The organism is Bradyrhizobium sp. RDM12 (assembly GCF_051917485.1).
Taxonomy (GTDB): domain Bacteria; phylum Pseudomonadota; class Alphaproteobacteria; order Rhizobiales; family Xanthobacteraceae; genus Bradyrhizobium.
The window spans coordinates 1925822-1944325 of sequence record NZ_CM133064.1; the positions used below are offsets into that span (position 1 = coordinate 1925822).

Genomic DNA, 18504 nt, shown 5'->3' on the forward strand with positions numbered 1-18504 from the left:
GATGCGGCGCCTCCTGCTTTGCGTGCTTCTGCTGATCGCCTCGACGTCACACGCCGCGGAGCGGCTCAACGTCGTCGCCAGTTTTTCGATCCTCGGGGATTTCGTCCAGGCCATCGGCGGTGATCGCATCAACGTCACGACGCTGGTCGGCCCCGACAGCGACGTCCACGTCTATGCGCCGGCGCCATCCGATGCGAAGCGGATCGCGGACGCAAAACTCGTCATCGTCAACGGGCTCGGCCTCGAGGGTTGGCTGCCGCGGCTGGTGCAATCCTCCGGCAGCAAGGCGACAATCGTGACCGCGAGCGTCGGCGTCGCGCCTTTGAAGCTCGGCGCGGCCGCCGATCCGCACGCCTGGCAGTCGGTCCCCAATGCCAAGGTCTACGTGGCCGACATCACCAACGCGCTGGCCGCCGCCGACCCGGATGATGCAGAATTCTTCCGCACCCGGGCAAAAACCTATCTGGAAAAGCTCGAAGCTCTGGACCGCGAGGTTCGTGAGGCCGTGACCAGGATCCCGCCGGATCGGCGCAAGGTGATCTCGACCCATGCGGCCTTCGGCTATTTCGCCGCCGAATACGGTATCCAGTTCATCGCCCCGCTGGGCGTCTCCACCGAAACCGAGCCCAGTGCGCGGGACATCGCGGCCATCATCAGCCAGATCAAGGCCCAAAAATCCCGGCCGTGTTCCTGGAAAATATCAGCGACGACCGGCTGATCCGCCGGATCGCCGCCGAGACTGGGGCCAGGGTCGGCGGGACCTTGATTTCGGACGGTTTGACCGGCGAAAAGGGGCCTGCACCCACTTACATTGACATGGTCAGGCACAATATAAAGACCCTGACCAGCGCGCTTGACCACTAGGGCAGGGGGCCACCCCGCCGTGCGTCGCGCGGAAAGCCCGAAGCCGGAGTTGTTATGTCTGAAGCGACCTCCCCAAAAATTCCCGTGACCGTCCTGACCGGCTATCTCGGCGCCGGCAAGACCACGCTGTTGAACCGCATCCTGTCGGAAAACCACGGCAAGAAATACGCCGTCATCGTCAACGAATTCGGCGAGATCGGCATCGACAACGACCTCATCATCGGCGCCGATGAGGAAGTGTTCGAGATGAACAATGGCTGCATCTGCTGCACCGTGCGCGGCGACCTCGTCCGCATCATGGACGGCTTGATGAAGCGCAAGGGCAAGTTCGACGCCATCATCGTCGAGACCACCGGCCTTGCCGATCCGGCGCCGGTCGCCCAGACCTTCTTCGTCGACGAAGACGTGCAGAAGAACGCCCGCCTCGACGCGGTCGTCACGGTCGCCGACGCCAAATGGCTGTCGGATCGTCTGAAGGACGCCCCCGAGGCCAAGAACCAGATCGCGTTCGCCGACGTCATCGTGCTGAACAAGACCGATCTCGTCACCAAGCCCGAACTCGCCGAGGTCGAGGCCCGCATTCGTGCCATCAACCCCTATGCGAAGCTCCATCGCACCGAGCGCTGCTCGGTGGCGCTGGCCGATGTGCTCGATCGCGGCGCGTTCGACCTCGACCGCATTCTCGATATCGAGCCGGACTTTCTGGAGGTCGATGATCATGACCACGACCATGATCATCATGGCCACGATCATCATCACCACCATGATCACGGCCACGGCCTGAAGCACTATCACGACGAGGACATGCAGTCGCTGTCCCTCAAGTCCGACAAGCCGCTCGATCCGAACGTGTTCATGCCCTGGCTCCAGAATTTGGTGCAGGTCGAGGGCGGCAAGATCCTGCGCTCCAAGGGTATCCTTGCCTTCCACGACGATGACGACCGCTACGTCTTCCAAGGCGTCCACATGATGCTGGAGGGCAATCACCAGCGGAAGTGGAAGGAGGATGAGCCGCGCCAGAGCCGCCTCGTCTTCATCGGCCGCGAATTGCCCGAAGAGCTCATTCGCACGGGCTTCGAGAGCTGCATCGTCTCGTGATGAAAGAGTTTACGCCGGCGCCCGATTCCGCCTCGATCGTCTCCGTCACCGATCGCGTCAAGCCTGTTACGCTCAACATGGGCGTGACCTCGGTGCATTTCCTTGGCCCCCGCGCCGCCTTCGTCGGCGGTGAGGAGAACGTTGCATTCGTCGATGCCAAGGGCGAGGTCAGCACCGTCGCCGTGCACAGCGGCGGCATCCTCTCGACCGCCTCCGATGGCAAGCGCCTCGTGATGGGTGGGGACGACGGCAAGGTCGTCGCGCTCGACGCCAAGGGCGAGGTGACGCTGCTCGCGACCGATCCGAAGCGGCGCTGGATCGATGCGGTGGCGCTGCATCCGGATGGTGCCTACGCCTGGTCGGCCGGCAAGACCGCGACCGTCAAGAGCGGCAAGGCCGAGGAGAAATCACTCGAGGTGCCCTCGACCGTCGGCGGCCTCGCGTTCGCGCCGAAGGGCTTGCGGCTCGCGATCGCGCATTACAATGGCGCAACGCTGTGGTTTCCGAACATGGAAGGATCAGCCGAATTCCTGCCCTGGGCCGGCTCGCATCTCGGCGTCACCTTCAGCCCGGACAACAAGTTCCTGGTCACCACCATGCACGAGGCGGCGCTGCACGGCTGGCGGCTTGCCGACAACAGGCACATGCGGATGACCGGCTATCCCGGCCGCGTCCGTTCGATGTCCTGGAGCGCGGGCGGCAAGGCGCTGGCGACCTCGGGCGCCGACACCGTGATCCTGTGGCCGTTCGCCAGCAAGGACGGCCCGATGGGCAAGGAGCCCGCGATGCTGGCGCCGCTGCAGGCCCGCGTCGCTGTGGTTGCCTGCCATCCCAGGAACGACATCCTCGCCGCCGGCTACAGCGACGGCACCGTGCTGATGGTGCGGATGGAGGATGGCGCGGAGATTCTGGTCCGCCGCAACGGCACGCCGCCGGTGGCCGGGCTCGCCTGGAACGCCAAGGGCACGCTGCTGGCCTTCGCCGACGAAAATGGGGACGGCGGACTTCTGGAGCTTTGAACTGTCATCGTTCCGGCCGTATAGGGACTCATGCGGTTCCTGACGACCTTCCAGCTTGCTGATTTTGCCGACACCCTGATCAGCCTGTTCACGGCGTTCGTGCTGGGCACGCTGATCGGTGCCGAGCGGCAGTATCGGCAGCGCACCGCCGGCCTGCGCACCAACGTGCTGGTCGCGGTCGGCGCTGCCGCCTTCGTCGATCTCGCCATGCATCTGACTGGCGCGGACGGCGCGGTGCGGGTGATCTCGTATGTCGTCTCCGGCATCGGATTCCTTGGCGCTGGCGTTATCATGAAACAGGGCATGGACGTGCGCGGGCTCAACACCGCGGCGACGTTGTGGGCCTCGGCCGCGGTCGGCTCCTGCGCCGGGGCCGACATGGTCGCGCAGGCCGCAGCGCTCACCGTGTTCGTCATCGCCGGCAACACGATGTTGCGTCCGCTGGTCAACGCCATCAACCGCATTCCGTTGAACGAGAAGACGTCGGAGGCGACCTACTATTTCAAGCTCGCGGTCGCGACCGACGCCCTCCCCGACATGCGCGACCGCGTCGTCGACAGGCTCGAGGCGGCGAAGTATCAGGTGGCCGACATCGAAGTCGTCGAGATCGGCGACGATGTCCTGGAGATCGTCGCAAAGCTGGTGGCGACCGCGGTCGATCCGAACGAGTTGAACGCGGTGGCGACCGATCTCCAGCATCTGCCCGGCGTACGCCACGCCACCTGGGAGGTCAGCACCACGGACTGAGCGTGGCGTTTTGGCAGGCTGGCGCCCGGTTCCAGTCCCGGCCGGGCACGGAACCGCAGTCGGAGAACTTCGTTGGTCTCGCGGACAAAGACGGTGATCGACATGCCCGGCCAATATGACAAGCGCAGATTGAGGCTCGACCTGACAATCGCTTGCTCGCTGTTCGCAGCAGGGATCGCGGTATCTGTGATGTCGCTCGCCCAAATTCGCGCCCAAAGCCGGATGGAGCTGGCGCAGGCGACGCAGCCGCTCCAGGGCACGCCCTCCAACGATCGGGACAAGACGCCCGCCGAGGCAAAACCTGGCGGCGAGCGCCCGACCACCCCGGCCCCCGAGCCCGCCCGCCCCGATCCGCAGACGCAAGGCGCTGCGGGCGCGGCCAGGCCCGCTCTGCCGCCCGCCCCGGCCGAGAAGGTCGCGCCGCCGATCAAGGAGAAGTAGGCGATCTCTGTCATTTCGGGGTGCGCGAAGCGCGAGCCCGGAATGAACGGGTAGAGAGCCGTCTCACCGCACCAGCACATTCCGGAACTGCCAGGGATCGCTGGTGTCGATATCTTCCGGGAACAGTCCCGGACGATCAGTCAACGGCGTCCAGTCGGTGTAGAATCCCTTCACCGGGCCGAGATACGGCAGCTGGATCTCCAGCAGCCGATCGAAATCCATCTCGTCTGCTTCGACGATGCCTTCGTCCGGATTTTCCAGCGCCCACACCATGCCGCCGAGCACGGCGGAGGTCACCTGCAGGCCGGTGGCGTTCTGATAGGGCGCGAGCCTGCGGGTCTCTTCGATCGAGAGCTGCGAACCGTACCAATAGGCATTGTTGTCGTGGCCGAACAGCAGCACGCCGAGCTCGTCGATGCCGTCGACGATCTCGTTCTCGTCGAGGATGTGGTGCTTTTCCTGCATCTTGGCGGCGCGGCCGAACATTTCGTGCAGCGACAGCACGGCATCGTCGGCCGGATGATAGGCATAGTGGCAGGTCGGCCGATAGATTGCCTTGCCCGATGCGTCACGCACCGTGAAGTAATCGGCGATCGAGATCGACTCGTTGTGGGTGACGAGGAAGCCATATTGCGCGCCGCGCGTCGGGCACCAGGTGCGCACGCGCGTGTTGGCGCCGGGCTGCATCAGATAGATGGCGGCGCCGCAGCCGGCTTCGTGGGTACGCGCATTCTCGGGCATCCATTTCTCATGGGTGCCCCAGCCGAGCTCGGACGGCTGCACGCCTTCCGACAGAAAACCTTCCACCGACCAGGTGTTGACGAATACATCCGGCTCTTTCGGCGTCCGGGAGCGCTGGGTGTCGCGTTCGGCGATGTGGATGCCCTTGATGCCGGCCTGCCGCATCAGATCCGCCCATTCGGCCTTGGTCTTCGGCTTGGAGGCATTGAGCTTCAGATCGGCGGCGACGTCGAGCAGCGCCTGCTTGACGAAGAAGGAGACCATGCCGGGATTGGCGCCACAGCAGGAGACGGCCGTCGTCGAGCCGGCGGGGCGCGCCTTCTTGGCGGCCAGCGTCACTTCGCGCAGCGCGTAGTTGGAGCGCGCTTCCGGGCCCTTCGAGGAATCGAAATAGAAGCCGAGCCAGGGCTCGTTGACGGTGTCGATATAGAGCGCGCCGAGCTCGTTGCAGAGCTCCATGATGTCGGTCGAGCCGGTGTCGACCGAAAGGTTGACGCAAAAGCCCTGGCCGCCACCTTCGATGAGCAGTGGGGTCAGCAATTCGCGGTAATTATCCCTGGTCACGGCCTTCTGGATGAATCGCACATTCTGCTTCTCGCAATGCGCCTTGCGGCCCTCGTCCTTGGGATCGATCACGGTGACGCGCGACTTGTCGTAATCGAGATGCCGTTCGATCATCGGCAGCGTGCCTTTGCCGATGGAGCCGAAGCCGACCATGACGATGGGACCAGTGATCTTCGCGTAGATCTGCGAGGGGAGGCTCATGGAATGGTTTCTCCGGAACGTGCTGGCGGACAAAGGGTGAGGGGTGGCACAGGCGCTGCGGCGCTTGGCGGTGACTTCGATCTCGACCTTCATCTCGGGCTTGGCGAGGGCGCTGACGACCAGCAATGTCGCAGCCGGCCTGATGTCACCGAGAACCTCGCCGCAGACGGCGAAGTGGGCGTCGACGTAGCTGGCGTCGGTGACGTAGTAGGTCGCACGGACGATATCGGCCATCTCGAAACCGCCCTCTCTCAGAGCGGCTGCGATGGTCTTGAAGCAATTGCGTGACTGGCTCGTGACATCGGCCGGCATGGTCATCGTGGTGTAGTCATAGCCGGTGGTCCCCGCGACAAAGGCGAACTCGCCGTCGATCACGGCGCGGCTATAGCCGACGGTCTTCTCAAGGGGAGAGCCGGTGGAGATCAGACGACGGGACATGGTCGTGGGCCTCGACTGAAGGGGGATGTTTGGCGGGTTAAAGGGCGTTTCTCAGGCCCGCGCAACCCTAAAGGAACGGCAAACACGGGCATCGCCGCGGAACGCGGCTCGGGTCGTTGCTGTCATGGCAATCCCTCAGGCCGCGTGCGCCTGGAGGGCACGAAGGACCCTCCGTTTGGGCAGGGCCGCGCCGGTCGGGACGATCATCCCCTCGACACCATCGAGCGCACCAGCCTCGAATTCGATCGCCAGCAGGCGGTCGCGCTCGAACGCGCCGGGCAGCATCAACGCGCCGGTCCTCTCGGCCGAGAAGCCGAAGCGGGTGTAGTAGGACGCATCGCCGAGCAGGATGACGGCGGCATGTCCGCGCGCCCGGGCGGCGGCCAGCGCTTGTTGCATCAGCGCGGCGCCGATCCCGAGCTCGCGGCAGGCAGGGTCCACCGCCAACGGTCCGAGGACCAAAGCGGGCCTGCCTCCGGCGCTGACGTGCCACAGCCGCACGGTTCCCACGAGAGTCCCCTCGCGCACGGCCGACAACGCAAGTCCGGCGGCGGGTGCACGTCCGTCGCGCAGGCGCTGGCAGGTGCGGTCATGGCGGTTCTCGCCAAAGGAGGCATCCAGCAGCGCTTCACGGGCGACGGCGTCGGCAGCACGTTCCGCACGGATCGCGAACGGAGCGGCTTTCGAAGTGAGGGCGACTTGTGGCTTCCGAAAAGCAGTCATGGCGCGTCAGTCCCCGCTTGAAGCCGACGTGCGCGTAGCGCGCCGGTCCAAGGCGTCGTCAGAAATCGAAATGTTGGGGGGGGAGCCGGCAAGCCGGCTCCCGGGTTCGTCAGGCCTCAGAAAAGAGGCGGATCAGATGTGGTAGGTCTTCAGCGGCGGGATGCCGTTGAACGCCACCGCCGAGTAGGTCGACGTATAGGCCCCGGTGCCTTCGATCAGCACCTTGTCGCCGATCTCGAGCGTGACGGGGAGCGGATACGGGTTCTTCTCGTACAGCACGTCGGCGCTGTCGCAGGTCGGGCCGGCGAGCACGCAGGGCGTCATGTCCGCGCCGTCATGGGCGGTGCGGATGGCGTAGCGGATCGACTCGTCCATGGTCTCGGCGAGACCACCGAACTTGCCGATGTCGAGATAGACCCAGCGCACCTCGTCCTCGCCGCTCTTCTTCGAGATGAGCACAACCTCGGATTCGATGATCCCTGCGTTGCCCACCATGCCGCGACCCGGCTCGATGATGGTCTCCGGAATCTGGTTACCGAAGTGCTTGCGCAGCGCGCGGAAGATCGAGCGGCCGTAGGTCACGACCGGCGGGACGTCCTTCAGGTACTTGGTCGGGAAGCCGCCGCCCATGTTGACCATGGAGAGGTTGATGCCGCGCTCGGCGCAGTCGCGGAACACCTGCGAGGCCATCGCCAGCGCACGGTCCCACGCCTTCACCTTGCGCTGCTGCGAGCCGACATGGAAGGAGATGCCGCACGGCTCCAGGCCCAGGCCCTTGGCAACGTCGAGCACGTCGACGGCCATTTCCGGGTCGCAGCCAAACTTGCGCGACAGCGGCCATTCTGCGCCGGCGCAGTCATAGAGAATGCGGCAGAACACCTTCGCGCCGGGAGCGGCACGGGCGACCTTCTCGACCTCGGGGACGCAGTCCACGGCAAAAAGCCGGATGCCGAGCGCGAAGGCGCGCGCGATGTCGCGCTCCTTCTTGATCGTGTTGCCGAACGAGATGCGGTCGGGTGTCGCACCTGCGGCCAGCGCCATATCGATCTCGGCGACCGTCGCCGTATCGAAGCAGGAGCCCATGGACGCCAGCAGCGCCAGCACTTGCGGCGCCGGGTTCGCCTTGACGGCATAGAACACGCGGCTGTCGGGCAGCGCCTTGGCAAAGGTCTGGTAATTGTCGCGCACGACTTCGAGGTCAACCACGAGGCAAGGCTCGGTGTCCCGGCCCTCGCTGCGGCGGTTGCGCAGGAATTCCTGAATACGTTCGGTCATAGCACTCTCCCAAACGGCCCAGCGACGGGGATCCGTTCAAAAAATGTCGTCGGATAAGAGCGCTCCGGCCAGATCACGCGATGGAGGCGTGACGAGCCAAAGACTCACATCAGACTGTGCTGCCGTGGATTGGTTGGGAATTTTCCCGCCCGCACACCTGGCAATGAAGGACAAGCCTTTTCAGTAGCCCGCGCCGGCGTTGGACTGCCGGTAGAGACCAAAAAAGCCCGATCCGTCGTTGCTTTAAGTCGCGTCCCCCGTTGAGAGCGGGGTGCGCCGGTTCGCCTCCGGCTGCCAGTCACGGTTGCAAAAAGTGAAGTCACCTTCGACAAGGCATCTCTTTGGAGAGATGCTGGACGCTCCGGGTTTGCTTCTGTCGTCCACCTTATGAAGGCTTCCGACTTCCGCACTTCCGAAGAGCCCCTCGGCTTCTTCACCCCTTGGCGGCTGTCCGGCCTCTTGTCCGGATACCTACCGACTGACACACGACCACAGGCACGTGCGAAATTGGGCAAGAGCGCACATAAGCGTTTTGACTCGGCTTCGCAAGAAATTTTTTAGGCTGAGAACAGAATTGCCTAACATCTGCTTGCGCAGTGTTGTGCGAGCTTCTCGGAAGATGAACGCGCGTTAAGATTTCTGTGTCGCGCGCGTCTCTGAGACGCGCGCGAGGAGCGTCAGCCGCGCTTAAAGAACGGCTCGACGCGCTGGGCTGCGCGGATGAAGGCGGTCATCACCAGCACGCCGAGCGCGAACAGCACGGCCTGGAGGATGTGCGCGCCCTGGTCGCCGAGCCCCAACAGAATTGCGAGCGCCCAGCCACCGGCAAACGCTGCGCCGAACACCTCGGCACCGATCAGGATGGCGGCGCTGACGACGGTGATGATGTTCGGCCAGACGATCTGACGGGAAGACGAGGAGGGCGCGTTCATGGGCTTTGGGGTCCGTAGCTTCGAGGGCCGCAATCTCCCCGAAAAGGCAGGCGGGAGCAAGGCCAAATGGCCCAAAAAAGCCCCATCGCGTGCTATAGCTGGACCCAACAAATCGGCTCAAAAATCGGACTTGCGATGTCAGACCCCCGCCAAACTACGGACTCCGAGACCAACCCGCTGCTGAAGGCCTGGGTGACGCCGTTTGCGACCCCGCCCTTCGGCGAGATCAAGCCGGAGCACTTCCTCCCCGCCTTCGAGCAGGCCTTCGCCGACCACTCCGCCGAGATCGCTGCGATCACCAACGATCCGGCCGCGGCCGACTTCGCCAACACCGTCACGGCGCTGGAGCGCTCCGGCAAGCTGCTCAACAAGGTCGCTTCGGTCTTCTACGACCTGGTCTCGGCGCATTCCAACCCGGCCATCCTGGAGATCGACAAGGAGGTTTCCTTGCGGATGGCGCGGCACTGGAATCCAATCATGATGAACGCCGTGCTGTTTGGCCGCATCGCCCAGCTGCACGAGAACCGCGCCAATCTCGGCCTCGATCCGGAGCAGCTCCGCCTGCTGGAGCGCACCTACACCCGCTTCCACCGCGCCGGCGCCGGCCTCTCCGACGAGGCCAAGACGCGCATGGCGGAGATCAACGAGAAGCTGGCCCAGCTCGCGACCGGCTTCAGCCATCATCTGCTCGGCGACGAGCAGGACTGGTTCATGGAGCTCGGTGAGGCCGATCGCCAGGGCCTGCCGGAGAGCTTCGTCGCCGCCGCCAAGGCCGCGGCAGAAGATCGCGGCATGGAAGGCAAGGCCATCGTGACGCTCTCGCGCTCCTCGACCGAGCCGTTCCTGAAGAGCTCGGCCCGGCGCGACCTGCGCGAGAAGGTCTACAAGGCCTTCACGGCGCGCGGCGACAACGGCAATGCCAACGACAACAACACGATCATCGGCGAAATCCTGAAGCTGCGCGAGGAGAGCGCCAAGCTGTTGGGCTACCCGACCTTCGCCGCCTATCGTCTCGAAGACTCCATGGCCAAGACGCCGGATGCGGTTCGCGGCCTGCTCGAGCGCGTCTGGAAGCCGGCCCGGGCCCGGGCGCTCGCCGACCGCGACGAGATGCAGGCGCTGATCACGGAGGAGGGCGGCAATTTCAAGCTGGCGCCCTGGGACTGGCGCTTCTACGCCGAAAAGCTCCGCCTCCAGCGTGCCAATTTCGACGACGCCGCGATCAAGCCCTATCTGACGCTCGACCACCTGATCGCCGCCGCCTTCGACTGCGCCACGCGCCTGTTCGGCATCACCTTCGCGGAGCGCAAGGACGTGCCGGTCTGGCACCCCGACGTCCGCGTCTGGGAGGTGAAGGGCCCCGACGGTAAGCACAAGGCGCTGTTCTATGGCGACTATTACGCGCGGCCGTCAAAACGCTCCGGCGCCTGGATGACCTCGCTGCGCGACCGGCAGAAGCTCGACGGCGAGATCGCGCCGCTGGTCATCAATGTCTGCAATTTCGCCAAGGGCACCGGAACCGAGCCGTCGCTGCTGTCGCCCGACGATGCCCGCACCCTGTTCCACGAATTCGGCCACGGCCTGCACGGCATGCTCTCCAACGTGACCTATCCGTCGCTGTCGGGCACCTCGGTGTTCACCGACTTCGTCGAGCTGCCCTCGCAGCTCTACGAGCACTGGCAGGAGCGGCCCGAGGTTCTGCAGCAATTCGCCCGCCACTACCAGACCGGCGAGCCGCTGCCGGACGACCTGCTTCAGCGGTTCCTTGCCGCGCGAAAATTCAACCAGGGCTTTGCCACCGTCGAGTTCGTCTCCTCGGCGCTGCTCGATCTCGAGTTCCACTCCCAGCCGGCAGCCGCGGCGCAGGATGTCCGCGCCTTCGAGAAACGCGAGCTGGAGAAGATCGGCATGCCCGAGGAAATCTCGATGCGGCATCGGCCGACCCAGTTCGGCCACATCTTCTCCGGCGACCACTACGCCGCCGGCTATTACAGCTACATGTGGTCGGAGGTGATGGACGCCGACGCCTTCGGCGCCTTCGAGGAGGCCGGCAACATCTTCGATCGGGCCGTGGCCAAGCGCCTGCACGACGACATCTATTCGAGCGGGGGATCTGTCGATCCGGAACTGGCCTACGAGGCCTTCCGCGGCCGCCCGCCCGAGCCCGATGCGCTGCTCCGCCGCCGCGGCCTGCTCGACGACGCCAAGGCGGCCTGACCGGCATGCGCGCGCTGCTGGGATGGCTGCTCGCCGCCGCGATGATGCTCGCATCAGGCACGGCGAGCGCGCATCCGCATGTCTGGATCACGGCGACGAGCGAGCTGCTCTATGCCGAGGACGGCTCGATCACCGGCGTCCGCCATGCCTGGACCTTCGACGACATGTTCTCGGCCTATGCGGTGCAGGGGCTCGAGGCCAAAAAGAAGGGGACCTATACGCGCGAGGAGTTGGGGCCGCTGGCGCAGACCAATGTCGAGTCGCTGAAGGAATATGCCTACTTCACCTTTGCGCGAGCCGACGGCAAGAAGGAGCGCTTTAACGAGCCGGTCGATTATTTTCTCGATTACAAGGATACGGTGCTGACCCTGCACTTCACCTTGCCGCTGAAGACGCCGCTCAAGGCGAAGCAATTGATGCTGGAAGTGTTCGATCGCTCCTTCTTCATCGACTTCCAGATGGCCAAGGACAGTCCGGTCAAGCTGGTCGGCGCGCCCGCAGGCTGCCAGATGAAGCTCGATCGTCCCAGCGACGGCACCGCGACGGCGCAGAAGCTCAACGAGCAGACCTTCATGGACGGACCGAACGCCAATTTCGGCATGATGTTCGCCAACAAGATCACGGTGGATTGCCCTTGAAGCCGCACTCTCGCCTCTTGTTCGCGGGCTCCTCGCCTGCGCCGCTGTTCTCCTCGTCGTCGGCGTGGCCGATGCCGTGCTCCATGATGTCTTGGCGCAAAATCCGTTTGGCGCGCCGAAGCCGGCGCAGGCGGTCGAGCCCGAGGCCAGCGGCCTCATCGGCTGGCTGCTGGCAAAGCAGTCGGAATTCTATCGGCAGATGTCCTCGACCATCCGCGCCGCGAAGACCGACGGCTCCGCGGTGTGGACGTTGCTCTTCATCTCCTTTGCCTACGGGATCTTCCACGCCGCCGGCCCCGGCCATGGCAAGGCGGTGATCGCCTCCTACCTCGTCGCCAACCGCGAGACCGCCCGACGCGGCATCGCGCTGTCGTTTGCTTCGGCGCTGATGCAGTCGCTGGTCGCGGTCCTGATCGTCGGCATCTCGGCCTGGATCCTGAACGCCACCGCCAAGACCATGTGTAAGGCGGAGGGCGCGATCGAGATCGCGAGCTATGGCCTGATCGCGCTGTTCGGCCTGCGGCTGGTCTGGGTCAAGGGCGGCGCCTTCATCCGCGCGCTTCAGGCAACGCAGCCGGTACCCGCGATCGCGGGCGTGCCGCATGATCATCATGATCACGGCCATCATCATCATGATGCGCATGATCACCATGACCATGGACATGATCACCGTCACCACGGCCATGCTCACACTCAGCAAGCGCACGACCACGTCCACGACGAGCATTGCGGCCATTCCCATGGCCCGACCCCGAGCGAGCTCGCCGGCCGCGGCGGCTGGCGGCGCGGGTTTGCCGCGATCCTGACTGTCGGGATCCGGCCCTGTTCGGGGCGATCCTGGTGCTGGTGTTCGCGCTGGCGCAGGGCTTGTTCTGGGCCGGTATCGCCGCGACTTTCCTGATGGGATTGGGCACCGCGATCACGGTCGCGGCTATCGCCGTGATTGCCGTTTCCGCCAAGGACATTGCCGCCCGCCTGAGCGCGGGCCGTGACGGCGGCGGCGCGCTCTTCATGCGCGGCATCGAATTCGGTGCCGCCGCCCTCGTGCTGCTGTTCGGGGCGGGGCTGTTGTTCGGTTACGCCGCGGCCGAACGGACGACGTGCTTTTAAGCTAGTACTCTCGTGCCTCGGACGCAGCGCAGCGTCCCTTCGACGGTGCGCTGCAGAGCCGGGGCCCATCTCTCCGCATGGCAGGGCTTGGTTTTCTGGATCCCGGCTCTGCGGAGCAGCGCAAGAGCGCTGCACCGCGTCCGGGACACGGGTGCTCACACCGGTAAAAGCCGCTTCAGCATCGGCATCAAGAAAATCCCGAGATTGAGCGCAAAGCCGATGCTCCAGAGGATGGAGCGCAGCGTCGGGCGGTTGCCGAGATAGGTCAGCACATAGGCGATCCGCACGATCAGGAACAGCACCGCAAGCTCGTCGATCAGGCGCTGCGGCGCGTCCCGGAATTCGGCGAGCAGGACGGCAAACGCGAAGAACGGGAAGGTCTCGATCCCGTTCTGGTGCGCGCCGAGCGCGCGCTGCGCGATGGCGTCCTCATAGAAGGTGGGATCGCGCGGCCGGGAGTTGTCGAAGCCACGAAACCGGATCCATTTGATCGAGCCTATCGTCAAGAGATAGAGCAGCAGCGCTCCGAGAACGCACCATTCCGCGAGTGTCATCGTCCCTCCCCCGCCTGCGGGCGACCCTAGCGAAACCGGGCTCATCTTGACAAGTTCGGAGCAACGCGCGACGCAACTGACGATGACGACCACCACCCCCATCGTTTCAGCGAAACCGGCCACACCATTGGGCCGGCCGCGCGTCGGCGTGCTGCTGGTCAATCTCGGCACGCCCGACACCGCCGACGCTCCGGGCGTGCGGGTCTATCTCAAGGAATTTCTCTCGGACGCCCGCGTCATCGAGGACCAGGGCCTGATCTGGCAGCTGGTGCTGAACGGCATCATCCTGCGCAGCCGTCCCCGCACCAAGGCGCTCGACTACCGGAAGATCTGGAATACTGAAAAGAACGAATCGCCGCTGAAGACCATCACGCGGTCGCAAGCCGACAAGCTCGCCGCCGCGCTGTCGGACCGCGACCACGTGGTGGTGGATTGGGCGATGCGCTACGGCAATCCCTCGATCAAGGCGGGCATCGATGCGCTGATCGCCGGGGGATGCGACCGCATCCTCGCCGTGCCGCTTTATCCGCAATATTCCGCCTCGACCTCGGCGACCGTCTGCGACGAGGTGTTCCGCGTGCTCGCCCGCCTGCGTAATCAGCCGACGCTGCGGGTGGCGCCGCCCTATTACGCGGATGACGCCTATATCGAGGCGCTCGCCGTCTCGATCGAGACGCATCTCGCCCCGCAGCCGTTCAAGCCAGAGCTGATCGTCGCCTCCTTCCACGGCATGCCGAAATCCTATGTCGAGAAGGGCGATCCCTATCAGGGTCACTGCGTCGCCACGACTGCGGCTCTGCGCCGCCGGCTCGGTATCGACGAAACAAAACTGCTGCTGACCTTCCAGTCGCGCTTTGGTAATGACGAGTGGCTGCAGCCCTACACCGACAAGACGATGGAGCGTCTCGCCAAGGAAGGCGTGCGCCGCATCGCGGTGGTGACGCCCGGCTTTTCGGCCGACTGTCTGGAAACGCTGGAGGAGATCGCGCAGGAGAATGCCGAGATCTTCAAACACAATGGTGGCGAGCAGTTTTCCGCGATCCCCTGCCTCAACGACAGCGATCCCGGCATGGATGTGATCCGCACGCTGGTGCTGCGCGAGCTGCAAGGCTGGATATGAGGATCGCTCCATGAACCGCCGCGAATGTCTGGCGTTTGTTGGGACGATCACTGCGTTGGCGCCGTCCGCTCTGGCGCAGCGGCCGACGACGATGCGACGGCTCGGCGTTCTCACCGTTATCGAAGATGACGTGATCGGGCAGCCCCCTTGCCGAGGCGCTCGCCGCCCATGGCTGGAAGGAAACGGCCAATCTGCAAATCGACTGGCGCAGCGGTGGGGGCGACAGGCAGCGGATCGCGAAGTTCGCGGAGGAGCTGGTCGCGCTCAAGCCCGATCTCTTGTTCGCGATCGGCACGCCCTCGGTCGAGGAGCTGCAGAAGCGTACGGCGACGACGCCGATCGTCTTTGCCGTGATCACCGACCCTGTCAGTCAGGGCTTTGTCAAAAACCTCGCCCGTCCCGGCGGCAATCTCACCGGCTTCACTGACTATGACGGCCCTCTCGCCGGCAAGTGGCTGGACCTGCTGATGGAGATCCAGCCAAGGGTTTCCCGCGTGTTCGTCGTCTACAATCCCGCGACCGCGCCTTTCGCCGGCCTCATGTTGCACACGATCGAGCAGGCCGGACGCGCGCTTCATGTGACGGTCGAGCCCGCGCCGGTCCACGACGCCGCCTCGCTTGCCGCGCTGGCCTCGCACAAAGATGGAAGCTTCCTGGTACTGCCGGACTTCTTCACCATGGCCAATCGCGCACCTCTGCTCGCGGCCATCGCGCAAGCGCGGGCGCCGGGGATGTTTTGGAGCCGCGTCTTTGTCGACGAGGGCGGGCTGATCTCCTACAGCACGGAGAGCGCCGAGCAGCTACGCCGTGCCGCAAGCTATATCGATCGTATCCTCAGAGGGGCGCAGGCGGCCGACCTGCCGGTCCAGAATCCCACCAAATTCGAATTGGCGATCAACCTGAAGACGGCCAAGGCGATTGGCGTCACGCTTTCCCCAAGCCTGCTCGCAACCGCGAACGATGTCATCGAGTAGCGGCGCAATATCTTAACGTTTGTCGCTAGGGCTGCGTCCGGATCCTTTCAAGAGCCCATCGCAAATACATAATCGTGACCGTTCCCTCTCCGTGCGTCTTGTGCAGAATGGCGTGGACGCCGACGTGAAAAGCGACCGCTGAACCGGTAGGGTCCCGATCTCGACCAATGGCAGCGCGGGAAGCGCTTTTCCCGCCTTGGAGGAAATATGAGCGGTTTCGATATTTTCGCGATTGTTCTGGTGTTGCTCGTTATCGTCACGCTGATTGCCGGCGTGAAGACTGTGCCGCAGGGCTATGACTGGACCATCGAGCGGTTCGGAAAATATACCCAGACGCTGAGCCCCGGGCTCAATCTGATCGTGCCCTATTTCGACCGCGTCGGGCGCAAGATCAACATGATGGAGCAGGTGATCAACATTCCCGAGCAGGAGGTGATCACAAAGGACAACGCGACCGTGACGGTGGACGGCGTCGCCTTCTTCCAGGTGTTCGATGCGGCCAAAGCGAGCTACGAGGTCGCCAACCTCGAGCAGGCGATCATCGTGCTGACCATGACCAACATCCGATCGGTGATGGGCTCGATGGATCTCGATCAGGTGCTGTCGCACCGCGACGAGATCAACGAACGCCTGCTGCGCGTCGTCGATGCCGCGGTCTCGCCTTGGGGCCTCAAGGTCAATCGCATCGAGATCAAGGATATCGTGCCGCCCACCGACCTCGTCGAAGCGATGGGCCGGCAGATGAAGGCCGAGCGTGTCAAGCGCGCCGACATCCTTCAAGCCGAAGGTCAGCGCCAGTCCGAGATCCTGCGCGCCGAGGGCGCCAAGCAGGGTCAGATCCTCCAGGCCGAAGGCCGCAAGGAAGCTGCATTCCGCGACGCCGAAGCGCGTGAGCGGTCCGCCGAGGCCGAGGCCAAGGCGACGCAAATGGTCAGCGAGGCCATCGCGAAGGGTGACGTCGCGGCGCTGAATTATTTTATCGCCGACAAATATATCAAGGCATTCGGTCAGTTCGCGGATGCGCCGAACCAGAAGATCATCATGCTGCCGATCGAGGCCGTGAGCCTGCTCGGTTCGCTCGCCGGCATCGGTGAGATCGCAAAGGCAACCTTCGGCGAAAGCGCAGCATCCGCGGCCGCCGCCGCGCGCCGCACCGGTTCGGTGCCGCCGACCGGCAGCACACCGCCGGCGGTGCCGCCGCGGCAGGGGTAAGGAATTGCGCATGATCTCCGACAAGGTCATGCGCGAATATTCGGAGGTCGTGTCATGACCGACATGTTCGTATCGCTCGGCACCTGGAACTGGCTGATCTTCGGCTTCATTCTGATGGCGCTGGAGGTGGTCGCGCCGGGCGTGTTCCTGTTCTGGCTGGGATTGGCAGCGTTGCTGGTCGGCCTGATCTCGTTCGCCGTCGTCATATCCTGGCAAATCCAGCTCGTGATGTTTGCGGTGTTCGCAGCCGCCGCGGTGCCGGTGTGGCGCCGGCTCGCCCGGCCGAAGCCGGATGCGAGCGCAAGCCCCTTCCTCAACAAGCGCAGCGAGGCGCTGCTGGGCCGCGAGTTCACGCTGGAGAGGCCGATCATCGACGGCAACGGCACCATGCGTATCGGCGACACGGTGTGGCGCGTGGCAGGCCCGGACACACCGGCGGGAACGCGGGTCAGGGTGGTGCAGGTGGACGGCGCCAATCTGACGGTGGCAGCGGCGTAGTCTACCGCAATGACGAGATTGTTGCGGCTGGATCGCCAGAGCTAGAGACCGCTCTTGCTGATCCACCTCTCTGCGAACCTGTGCAGCGGCATGAATGTCTCGCACAGATCCCGCCCGAGCGCCGTCAGGCCATAGCCGCCGCCATAGCCGAGTTTGACGAATCCCGCCTCGCGCAACTCCGTCAGTCGCGCCTGCAGCACCGTCGGCGATGCCTCGTCGCAGACCGCGCGTAGTGCGCGCGAGGTGAGGGGCTGATCGCGCAACTCCCACAATATCCGCAGGCTCCAGCGCCGGCCGAGCAGATCGAGCAGCGCCATGATCGGCCGCCCGGTATGCGAGCCACAAACGCGGCGCTCCCGTGATGCTGCTTGTTTCGCCATCGCGACCCTCTTGCGTATTGCTACATATAATGTAGCAATGAGCTACAGTAATTGTAGCAAAGAGGACGGCTATGTCATCCCCGACGCCGCGTATCGCTCCGCCCGCGCCGCCTTATCCTCCGGAGATCCAGGCACAATTCGACCGCATCATGCGCGGGGCGCCGCCGCTGGTGCTGTTCCGGGTGATGGCGGGGCACCCCCGCGCCTGGGACAAGTTTCGTGCTGGCGGCCTGCTTGATCCCGGGCCGCTGTCGCTGCGCCAGCGCGAGATCGTCATTGATCGGACCTGTGCGCTCACCCATTGCGAATATGAATGGGGGGTCCATGTCGCGATTTTCGCCGGCGCAGCGAAGCTCACCGAGGATGAGGTCAGCGCGACGGTGCAGGGCGAAGCGAATTCACCCTGCTGGTCGCCGGCCGAGCAGGCCCTGATCGCGGCGGTGGACGCGCTGCATCACCGCGCGACGTTCACCGACGCCGAGTTCGACGTGCTGTCGGCGCATTACGACGAGGCGCAGATTTTGGAGATCATGCTGCTGTGCGGCTTCTACCGCACCGTGTCGTATCTGGCGAACGGGTTGCGACTCCCGCTGGAGGAGAAGGCAGCGCGGTTTCCGCAATAGCCGTCATTGCGAGGAGCTCGCGACAAAATTGCAAAGCAATTTTGCGCTGCTGCGACGAAGCAATCCAGAATCTTTCCGCGGAAGCAGTCTGGATTGCTTCGCTGCGCTCGCCATGACGGTGGAGAGAGCGGCGTA

17 protein-coding genes and 3 pseudogenes are annotated in these 18504 nt (G+C 64.5%); 13 read left to right on the forward strand and 7 right to left on the reverse strand.

Annotation, left to right across the window (positions count from 1 at the left end; translation table 11 throughout):
* The first annotated feature begins 1 nt into the window (after nt 1).
* The 5 genes and pseudogenes from ACTGJ9_RS09175 to ACTGJ9_RS09195 all read left to right on the forward strand — a co-directional run bounded on the left by ACTGJ9_RS09175 (nt 2) and on the right by ACTGJ9_RS09195 (nt 4169).
* Nucleotides 2-864: pseudogene (locus ACTGJ9_RS09175) on the forward strand (metal ABC transporter solute-binding protein, Zn/Mn family).
* 54 nt (nt 865-918) lie between these two features.
* Nucleotides 919-1962, forward strand: a complete 1044-nt coding sequence (locus tag ACTGJ9_RS09180; RefSeq protein ID WP_456676792.1) for a CobW family GTP-binding protein — start codon at nt 919-921, stop codon at nt 1960-1962.
* The gene (locus ACTGJ9_RS09185; RefSeq protein ID WP_456678478.1) at nt 1962-2981 is read left to right on the forward strand and encodes a WD40 repeat domain-containing protein; all 1020 of its coding nucleotides are present in this window, start codon (nt 1962-1964) and stop codon (nt 2979-2981) included. Before ACTGJ9_RS09180 ends, ACTGJ9_RS09185 begins: the two co-directional genes overlap by 1 nt.
* 30 nt (nt 2982-3011) lie before the next feature.
* Nucleotides 3012-3728, forward strand: a complete 717-nt coding sequence (locus ACTGJ9_RS09190) for an MgtC/SapB family protein (protein ID WP_456676793.1) — start codon at nt 3012-3014, stop codon at nt 3726-3728.
* A 102-nt stretch (nt 3729-3830) separates the two neighbouring features.
* On the forward strand, nt 3831-4169 hold the full coding sequence (locus ACTGJ9_RS09195) for a hypothetical protein (protein WP_456678479.1): 339 nt from the start codon (nt 3831-3833) through the stop codon (nt 4167-4169).
* 63 nt (nt 4170-4232) lie between these two features.
* Here the strand turns inward: ACTGJ9_RS09195 and ACTGJ9_RS09200 are convergent, their stop codons facing one another.
* The 5 genes and pseudogenes from ACTGJ9_RS09200 to ACTGJ9_RS09220 all read right to left on the reverse strand — a co-directional run bounded on the left by ACTGJ9_RS09200 (nt 4233) and on the right by ACTGJ9_RS09220 (nt 9043).
* The gene (locus tag ACTGJ9_RS09200) at nt 4233-5675 is read right to left on the reverse strand and encodes a homospermidine synthase (RefSeq protein ID WP_456678480.1); all 1443 of its coding nucleotides are present in this window, start codon (nt 5673-5675) and stop codon (nt 4233-4235) included.
* Nucleotides 5676-5753: 78 nt separating this feature from the next.
* Nucleotides 5754-6113 (reverse strand): annotated as a pseudogene (locus tag ACTGJ9_RS09205) (RidA family protein); the annotation flags it as partial.
* Between the two features lie 135 nt (nt 6114-6248).
* Complete coding sequence (locus ACTGJ9_RS09210; protein ID WP_456676794.1) at nt 6249-6836, reverse strand: GNAT family N-acetyltransferase; 588 nt, start codon at nt 6834-6836, stop codon at nt 6249-6251.
* Nucleotides 6837-6968: 132 nt separating this feature from the next.
* Nucleotides 6969-8111: a type III PLP-dependent enzyme gene (locus tag ACTGJ9_RS09215; RefSeq protein WP_456676795.1), complete on the reverse strand. Its 1143-nt coding sequence runs from the start codon at nt 8109-8111 to the stop codon at nt 6969-6971.
* A 677-nt stretch (nt 8112-8788) separates the two neighbouring features.
* On the reverse strand, nt 8789-9043 hold the full coding sequence (locus ACTGJ9_RS09220; RefSeq protein ID WP_456676796.1) for a hypothetical protein: 255 nt from the start codon (nt 9041-9043) through the stop codon (nt 8789-8791).
* Nucleotides 9044-9178: 135 nt separating this feature from the next.
* Here ACTGJ9_RS09220 and ACTGJ9_RS09225 point away from each other — a divergent pair, with 135 nt between their 5' ends.
* The 3 genes and pseudogenes from ACTGJ9_RS09225 to ACTGJ9_RS09235 all read left to right on the forward strand — a co-directional run bounded on the left by ACTGJ9_RS09225 (nt 9179) and on the right by ACTGJ9_RS09235 (nt 13008).
* Entirely contained in the window at nt 9179-11260 is a 2082-nt protein-coding gene (locus tag ACTGJ9_RS09225) for a M3 family metallopeptidase (RefSeq protein ID WP_456676797.1), read from the forward strand.
* A gap of 5 nt (nt 11261-11265) precedes the next feature.
* Entirely contained in the window at nt 11266-11898 is a 633-nt protein-coding gene (locus ACTGJ9_RS09230; protein ID WP_456676798.1) for a DUF1007 family protein, read from the forward strand.
* Nucleotides 11888-13008 (forward strand): annotated as a pseudogene (locus ACTGJ9_RS09235) (nickel/cobalt transporter). The gene ACTGJ9_RS09230 and the pseudogene ACTGJ9_RS09235 overlap by 11 nt, the downstream one beginning before the upstream one ends.
* A 155-nt stretch (nt 13009-13163) precedes the next feature.
* Here the strand turns inward: ACTGJ9_RS09235 and ACTGJ9_RS09240 are convergent.
* Complete coding sequence (locus ACTGJ9_RS09240) at nt 13164-13562, reverse strand: MAPEG family protein (RefSeq protein ID WP_456676799.1); 399 nt, start codon at nt 13560-13562, stop codon at nt 13164-13166.
* A gap of 82 nt (nt 13563-13644) precedes the next feature.
* On the opposite strand from ACTGJ9_RS09240, the gene hemH reads away from it, so the two are divergent.
* The 4 genes from hemH (at nt 13645) to ACTGJ9_RS09260 (ending at nt 17366) form a co-directional block, all read left to right on the forward strand.
* Complete coding sequence (hemH, locus tag ACTGJ9_RS09245) at nt 13645-14682, forward strand: ferrochelatase (protein ID WP_456676800.1); 1038 nt, start codon at nt 13645-13647, stop codon at nt 14680-14682.
* A 197-nt stretch (nt 14683-14879) separates the two neighbouring features.
* Nucleotides 14880-15656: an ABC transporter substrate-binding protein gene (locus ACTGJ9_RS09250; protein WP_456678481.1), complete on the forward strand. Its 777-nt coding sequence runs from the start codon at nt 14880-14882 to the stop codon at nt 15654-15656.
* 207 nt (nt 15657-15863) lie between these two features.
* On the forward strand, nt 15864-16868 hold the full coding sequence (locus ACTGJ9_RS09255; RefSeq protein WP_456676801.1) for an SPFH domain-containing protein: 1005 nt from the start codon (nt 15864-15866) through the stop codon (nt 16866-16868).
* 54 nt (nt 16869-16922) lie between these two features.
* Complete coding sequence (locus tag ACTGJ9_RS09260; protein ID WP_456676802.1) at nt 16923-17366, forward strand: NfeD family protein; 444 nt, start codon at nt 16923-16925, stop codon at nt 17364-17366.
* A 41-nt stretch (nt 17367-17407) separates the two neighbouring features.
* Here ACTGJ9_RS09260 and ACTGJ9_RS09265 read toward each other — a convergent pair whose 3' ends face one another.
* On the reverse strand, nt 17408-17746 hold the full coding sequence (locus tag ACTGJ9_RS09265) for a winged helix-turn-helix transcriptional regulator (protein WP_456676803.1): 339 nt from the start codon (nt 17744-17746) through the stop codon (nt 17408-17410).
* A 71-nt stretch (nt 17747-17817) separates the two neighbouring features.
* Between ACTGJ9_RS09265 and ACTGJ9_RS09270 the strand changes: the two genes are divergently transcribed.
* Nucleotides 17818-18369: a carboxymuconolactone decarboxylase family protein gene (locus tag ACTGJ9_RS09270; RefSeq protein WP_456676804.1), complete on the forward strand. Its 552-nt coding sequence runs from the start codon at nt 17818-17820 to the stop codon at nt 18367-18369.
* Nucleotides 18370-18504: the final 135 nt, after the last annotated feature.

Excerpts from the sequence above, each read along its gene's own strand:
- ACTGJ9_RS09180 (WP_456676792.1), top strand. The coding sequence starts at position 919 with ATGTCTGAAGCGACCTCCCCAAAAATTCCCGTGACCGTCCTGACCGGC.
- ACTGJ9_RS09185 (WP_456678478.1), top strand. The coding sequence starts at position 1,962 with ATGAAAGAGTTTACGCCGGCGCCCGATTCCGCCTCGATCGTCTCCGTC.
- ACTGJ9_RS09190 (WP_456676793.1), top strand. The coding sequence starts at position 3,012 with ATGCGGTTCCTGACGACCTTCCAGCTTGCTGATTTTGCCGACACCCTG.
- ACTGJ9_RS09195 (WP_456678479.1), top strand. The coding sequence starts at position 3,831 with ATGCCCGGCCAATATGACAAGCGCAGATTGAGGCTCGACCTGACAATC.
- ACTGJ9_RS09200 (WP_456678480.1), bottom strand. The coding sequence starts at position 5,675 with ATGAGCCTCCCCTCGCAGATCTACGCGAAGATCACTGGTCCCATCGTC.
- ACTGJ9_RS09210 (WP_456676794.1), bottom strand. The coding sequence starts at position 6,836 with ATGACTGCTTTTCGGAAGCCACAAGTCGCCCTCACTTCGAAAGCCGCT.
- ACTGJ9_RS09215 (WP_456676795.1), bottom strand. The coding sequence starts at position 8,111 with ATGACCGAACGTATTCAGGAATTCCTGCGCAACCGCCGCAGCGAGGGC.
- ACTGJ9_RS09220 (WP_456676796.1), bottom strand. The coding sequence starts at position 9,043 with ATGAACGCGCCCTCCTCGTCTTCCCGTCAGATCGTCTGGCCGAACATC.
- ACTGJ9_RS09225 (WP_456676797.1), top strand. The coding sequence starts at position 9,179 with ATGTCAGACCCCCGCCAAACTACGGACTCCGAGACCAACCCGCTGCTG.
- ACTGJ9_RS09230 (WP_456676798.1), top strand. The coding sequence starts at position 11,266 with ATGCGCGCGCTGCTGGGATGGCTGCTCGCCGCCGCGATGATGCTCGCA.
- ACTGJ9_RS09240 (WP_456676799.1), bottom strand. The coding sequence starts at position 13,562 with ATGACACTCGCGGAATGGTGCGTTCTCGGAGCGCTGCTGCTCTATCTC.
- hemH (WP_456676800.1), top strand. The coding sequence starts at position 13,645 with ATGACGACCACCACCCCCATCGTTTCAGCGAAACCGGCCACACCATTG.
- ACTGJ9_RS09255 (WP_456676801.1), top strand. The coding sequence starts at position 15,864 with ATGAGCGGTTTCGATATTTTCGCGATTGTTCTGGTGTTGCTCGTTATC.
- ACTGJ9_RS09260 (WP_456676802.1), top strand. The coding sequence starts at position 16,923 with ATGACCGACATGTTCGTATCGCTCGGCACCTGGAACTGGCTGATCTTC.
- ACTGJ9_RS09265 (WP_456676803.1), bottom strand. The coding sequence starts at position 17,746 with ATGGCGAAACAAGCAGCATCACGGGAGCGCCGCGTTTGTGGCTCGCAT.
- ACTGJ9_RS09270 (WP_456676804.1), top strand. The coding sequence starts at position 17,818 with ATGTCATCCCCGACGCCGCGTATCGCTCCGCCCGCGCCGCCTTATCCT.